Annotated in this window: 6 protein-coding genes; 1 reads left to right on the forward strand and 5 read right to left on the reverse strand. The window is 66.2% G+C overall.

Annotated elements, in window-relative coordinates; translation table 11 throughout:
* A partial coding sequence (locus tag D7W81_RS39410) for a DUF481 domain-containing protein (RefSeq protein ID WP_244227745.1) occupies positions 1-884 on the forward strand: 884 nt, incomplete at its 5' end.
* Between the two features lie 102 nt (positions 885-986).
* Here D7W81_RS39410 and D7W81_RS39415 read toward each other — a convergent pair.
* The 5 genes from D7W81_RS39415 to D7W81_RS39435 are packed head-to-tail and all read right to left on the reverse strand — an operon-like array spanning position 987 to position 5,671.
* Complete coding sequence (locus D7W81_RS39415) at positions 987-1,427, reverse strand: cytochrome C oxidase subunit IV family protein (RefSeq protein WP_120560476.1); 441 nt, start codon at positions 1,425-1,427, stop codon at positions 987-989.
* 10 nt (positions 1,428-1,437) lie between these two features.
* Positions 1,438-2,100, reverse strand: coding sequence for a cytochrome c oxidase subunit 3 family protein (locus D7W81_RS39420; RefSeq protein ID WP_120560477.1), 663 nt, complete (start codon positions 2,098-2,100; stop codon positions 1,438-1,440).
* Positions 2,093-3,769, reverse strand: coding sequence for a cytochrome c oxidase subunit I (locus D7W81_RS39425; protein ID WP_120560478.1), 1,677 nt, complete (start codon positions 3,767-3,769; stop codon positions 2,093-2,095). The genes D7W81_RS39420 and D7W81_RS39425 overlap by 8 nt, the downstream gene beginning before the upstream one ends.
* Complete coding sequence (gene coxB / locus D7W81_RS39430) at positions 3,753-4,799, reverse strand: cytochrome c oxidase subunit II (protein WP_120560479.1); 1,047 nt, start codon at positions 4,797-4,799, stop codon at positions 3,753-3,755. Before coxB ends, D7W81_RS39425 begins: the two co-directional genes overlap by 17 nt.
* Positions 4,796-5,671, reverse strand: coding sequence for an SCO family protein (locus D7W81_RS39435; protein ID WP_120560480.1), 876 nt, complete (start codon positions 5,669-5,671; stop codon positions 4,796-4,798). Before D7W81_RS39435 ends, coxB begins: the two co-directional genes overlap by 4 nt.
* Positions 5,672-5,696: the final 25 nt, after the last annotated feature.

Below are 5,696 nucleotides of genomic sequence, written 5' to 3' on the forward strand. Positions count from 1 at the left end.
CTCAATGGCCTCCGCGAGCCGAGCGCGCCGCCGAGGCCAGCGCCCGGCTCGCGGAGGCCATTGAGCGCCTGGCGGAAGTCACCGCGCGCGGGCCCATCGCCCCGCCGCCCGCGCCCGCCCCCGAGGTGGCCGCTGCCGCCGCGGCCCCGGTGAAGCCCAGCGTCTGGGACGTCAGCGTGGGCTTGAGCCTCATCTCCCTCACGGGCAACGCGTCCACGCTGACGGTGAGCGGCCTGGCCAGCGCGCTGCGCAAGACGGAGCACTGGATCTACTCCGTGAAGGCCTACGGTGCGTACGGCCGCAGCCGCCCGCCCCAGGTGGAAGGGGAGGTGGAGTCCCTGTCCCAGGTGGTGGCCCTCAACGCCGGCGTCGAGCTGCGCGGGGACCGCCGCTTCACGCAGGAGATCAGCGGCTACCTGCTGTCCGGCGTGGACACGGACCACATCAAGAGCATCGAGGCGCGGCCCTACGGTGAAGCCGGTGCCAGCATCTTCTGGTTCGACACCAAGCGGGACGAGAAGGCCAGCGTGCGCGAAACCGTCCTGCGCACCGACTTCGCCTTCCGCTACGCACGCGAGCTGCGCTTCCAGTACTACCCCAATCGCTTGGACCTGGCGGACGTGGACCTGGGCGGTCCGCGCTTCGGTGCCCTGTTCCGCTACGGCGTCTCCAAGGACATCACCTTCCAGGAAGAGGCGGAGATCCTGGTCAGCGTCATCAGCGACTCGCGCATCCTCTTCAGCAGCCAGACGCAGGTGATGGCGAACCTCACCGACGCGCTGGCCCTGGGCGTGGGCTTCCTCGTGAAGTCCGACAGCGCTCCGCCCCCGGGCAAGGTGTCCACCGACACGGCGCTCTCCTTCAACCTGACCGTCGCCCTGTAGTCCCCACCCCGCGAGGAAGAAGCAGCCCGCAAAAGCGACGCGGCGCCAGGGAAGAATCCCGGGCGCCGCGTTCGTGCTTCAGGGGACCGCGAGGGACGTGAGCTACTCGTGCGTCTCGTGGTTCTGCTTCTGGAGCTGCTGGTGGCCACCCGTGCGGCCTTCCGTCGGGTTCGCGCCGATGTCCACCGCCTGCAGGTCGCTGTACTGCGACCCCGGAGGGTTGGCCAGACGGAAGCGGGTGCCCAGGTCCATCAGCGAGAATCCGATGAGCAGGACCACGAAGATGATGGACACGCCGAACACCAGGCGGTTGGCGCCCTGGTGCTCCGACAGGTGCATGAAGTACAGCGCGACGAGCGTGCCCTTCACGCTGGCGATGATGAGCGCCAGCAGCAGACCGAAGTCAGGCAGGTGCATGCGGCCGGTGAAGACCGTGACGAGCGTCAGCACCAGCAGGGCAATCCAGATGACCACGTAGCGCCCGGCGCCGTGGTGCTCCTGCATGTTGTGCTCTTCCTGACGCGATTCGTTGGCGATGGCCATGTCGTAACCCTCAGACCAGGTACAGCATCGGGAAGAGGAAGATCCACACCAGGTCGACGAGGTGCCAGTACATGGAGCCCAGCTCGACCTGCGTGTAGTTGTTCGCGTTGAAGTCACCGACGCGGTACGCACGCACCGTGGCGAACGCCAGCACCGTCATGCCGATGACGACGTGCAGGGCGTGCAGCGCGGTGGAGGCGAAGTACACCGTGAAGTACAGCGGCGCGCCCGGCAGCTGAATGCCTTCGTAGAAGTAGTAGCGGCCCGGCAGCGTCCCGATGTGGAACTTGTGCTTGTACTCGAAGAACTTGATGACGAGGAAGCCCACCGCCATCAGGAGGGTGAGCACGTTCATGTGCCCCACCATCGCGTTCTTCCCCTCCTTGGCGTAGTGCACCGCCATGGCGGCGGTGAACGAGGAGGTGATGAGCACCACCGTGTTGATGGTGCCCATCGTCAGGTCCAGGCTGCGGCTGGAGGCCGCCCACGCTTCCGGGAACAGGAAGCGGTAGGCCGCGTAGCACGCGAACAGACCCGCGAAGAGCAGGATTTCCGTGGCGAGGAACAGCCACATGCCCAACCGCGCCGCGTGCTTCTGGACCTCCAGCGACGCGAAGTGGGCAGCCAGCTTGGGACCGGGCACCGAGCCCGGCGTCACGTGCGCGCTAGACATCCGACACCTCGCCCTGGGCCTTCTTCGGATCCACGTAGAAGTGCGGCTCTTCGGGATACGTCGGCTGCGGGCCAATGAAGTTGTGCGTGGGCGGAGGGGACATGGTCAGCCACTCGTAGCCCTTGCTGTGCCACGGGTTGTCCACGCGCTTGCCGTAGATGAGCGCGTACGTCAGGTACACCGCGATGATGATGAACCCGAACGCGAGCAGCGACGCACCGGCCGTGGACGCCACGTTCAGCGCCTGGAAGCGCTCCGGGTACTCGTAGTAGCGGCGCGGCATGCCCGCGTTGCCCACGAGGAACTGGGGGATGAACGTCGCGTTGAAGCCCAGGATGATGAGCGCCGCGGACACCAGGCCCCACCCCTCGTGGTACATCTTCCCGAACATCTTCGGGAACCAGTAGTGGAGCGCGGCCAGGAAGGCCATGATCGTCGCGCCCACCATGATGAAGTGGAAGTGCGCCACGACGAAGTAGGTGTCGTGCCACGGGACGTCCAGCGACACCGTCGCCACCGCGATGCCCGTCATGCCGCCGAACACGGTGAAGAACAGGAAGCCGCAGAAGTAGGCGAACGGGGTGCTGAACTCCACCGCGCCCTTGTAGACGGTGCCCACCCAGTTGAAGACCTTGATGGCCGTGAACACGCCCACCAGCATCGACAGCACGCCGAACACGCCGGCGTTGAAGGTGGACTGGCCGGACACGAACATGTGGTGGCCCCAGGCGAAGAAGCCCACGAACGCGATGCCCACGCTGGAGTACGCCACCGCGCGGTAGCCGAAGATGTTCTTGCGGCTGAAGGCGGAGACGATCTCGCTCATCACGCCGAACGCCGGCAGCACCATGATGTACACGGCCGGGTGGCTGTAGAACCAGAACAGGTGCTGGAAGAGCACCGGGTCACCGCCGCGGGCCACGTCGAACATGCCCAGGCTGAACAGGTTCTCCGCCGTCACCAGCAGGAGCAGCAGGCCGATGACCGGCGTCGCCAGCACCTGGATGCAGCTGGTGGCGTAGAGCGCCCACACCATCAGCGGCATCTTGAACCAGGTGATGCCCGGCGCGCGCATGGTGTGCGTGGTGACGATGAAGTTCATGCCCGTGAGGATGGAGCTGAACCCGATGATGAACGCGCCGAAGAGGACGGGCGCCACCGTGGTCGTCGTGTGCGCGCTGTACGGCGTGTAGAACGTCCAGCCGGTGTCCAGGCCGCCGTTGAGCATGCCCCAGAGCGCGAAGAACGCACCGGCCAGGTACACGTAGAGCGACAGCAGGTTCAGGCGGGGGAACGCCACGTCCTTGGCGCCCAGCATCAGCGGCAACAGGAAGTTGCCGAAGATGGCCGGGATGGCAGGGATCATGAACAAGAAGATCATGACGATGCCATGCAGCGTGAAGACGCGGTTGTACGTCATCGCGTCCATGATGGTCGGACCGGGCGTGAGCAGCTCGATCCGGATGAGCATCGCGAAGATGCCGCCCACCAGGAAGAAGAGCAGGATCCACGCCATGTACATGATGCCGATGCGCTTGTGGTCCACCGTCAGCAGCCACGACTTCACCGTGGTGCCGTCCGTCAGATAGCTCGGGTGGTGGCCGTGGTCGTCGTGCGCCTCATGGCCGGGGACGGCCCCCGGCGCGGCGATGCTACTGGATGGGGTCATAGGCGGGGCCCTCGGAAGCGGTCTCGCGCACGTTCGCGGTGCGCAGCGTCTTGATGTACTCGACGATGGCGGCCGACTCGGGGCCCTGCAGCTTGCCCTGGTAGGTCGGCATCACGTTCTGGTAGCCGGCGACGATGTGCGCGCCCGGGTCCATCATCGACTGGGTGATGTAGGCTTCATCCACGCGGATGTTCTGGCCGTCCTCGAGCTTCTCGTTGCGCTCGTAGAGTCCCAGGAACGTGGGGCCGATGTGCTTCGAGCCGTCCACCGAGTGGCACTTGAGGCAGCCCTGCGTGCCCACCAGCTTCTGGCCCTGCTCGGCCATGCGGGCAACGGGCGGCACGAGCGACGTGTCCGCCAGCGCGTCCTGCCGGTCCTGCAGGCGGCCGCGCTGCTGCTCCTTCAGCCAGTTCTCGTAGTCCTCCGGCGCGAGCACGACGACCTCCGCCAGCATCTTCGAGTGCGACAGGCCGCAGTACTCGGTGCAGAGCACCTGGTACGTGCCGGGCTTCGTCGCCTCGAACCAGGCCTGCGTGTAGCGGCCCGGCAGCGCGTCCATCTTGATGCGGAAGGACGGGACGTAGAAGGAGTGGATGACGTCACGGGACGTGATGAGCAGACGCACCGGGCGGTTGGCCGGCACGTGCAGCACGTTCACGCCGTTGGGGCCCTCCGGGTAGGAGAACTTCCACATCCACTGCTTGCCCATGACGTAGACATCCATCGAGTCCTTGGGAGGAGTGGTGTACCAGGTGAAGTCCCGGAACCCGATGGCGAACCACGCCAGGAAGAACACCAGCGGGACGGACACGAAGAGGAACTCCGTCTTCAGGTCCGGCACCACGTATTCGGTGTGCTGGTGGGACTCCCGCCGACGGTAGCGGAAGAACATGAAGAGCGCCGCGAGGCCGACGCCCGCGGACATCACCATCGTCGTACCGACGACGAAGTAGTGCAGGAAGTCGACCCGTTCCGCGAACGTGGACGCGCGCTCCGGGAGGAACAGGAATTGGTTGGCCAGGTCGCTCATGTAGTCGCGCCTTTCTTCAGCTCGCGCCTCCAGAAATAGATCAGCATCATGGCCAGGGCGCCGAAGACAGCGAGGGAGCCCAGGCGGATGAACCCGAAAATGTAGAAACCGTACCGCCGTGTGGCGGTGTCATACTTGAAACAGGACATGACGATGCGATCGACGCTCGTCCCGACCCGACCGCCCGCTGCTTCCAGCAGCGCCAGCTTCACGTCCTTGCGGTCGAACGACGTGCCGTAGAGGTAGCGGGAGATGCTCCCCTCCGGGGTGAGCACGGTGACCACCGCGGGGTGGGCGTACTGCTTCGTGCTCGGTTCATACGTGTACTTGAAGCCCACGGCATCAGCGAGCTTGTGGATGTTCTCGTCGGTGCCGGTAAGGAAGTGCCACGGAGCCGTCTGCGGCTGGCCCATGGACTGGAGGTACTTGCGCCGCCGCTCGGCACTCTGCGCCGGGGTGTCCTTCGGGTCGATGCTGACGGTGACGGCCTCGTAGTCCTTGCCCAGCTCCAGGCCCAGCTCGCGCATCACGCGGACCTGCTCGTTGATGACGAGGTTACAGAGCATGGGGCACTCGTAATAGACGAGCGTGAGCAGGGTGGGGCGCGTCTTGGACAGCAGCGTGCCCAGCCGCACCTCTTCCCCCGTGGAGTCCAGGAAGCGGGTCTCCAGGGGAAGGGGCTCCCCCAGGTGCTCCTCCACGTCCACGCCCGTCACCGGCGGGGGCAGGTCGGAGTCCGCCTCCACGAGGGCACGGGGCGTCTTGCCTCCACCCGGCAGGGCGAACGCGGGCGTGGCGCTGGTGAGCACCAGCGCGAGCGCCGCGAGGAGCCCGGCGGCGCGGGCGGAGGAGTGCGGGAAGAGGGACGGCATGGTGGGGGACGGCTCGGGGGCAGGA

This window comes from Corallococcus aberystwythensis (assembly GCF_003612165.1).
GTDB lineage: Bacteria > Myxococcota > Myxococcia > Myxococcales > Myxococcaceae > Corallococcus > Corallococcus aberystwythensis.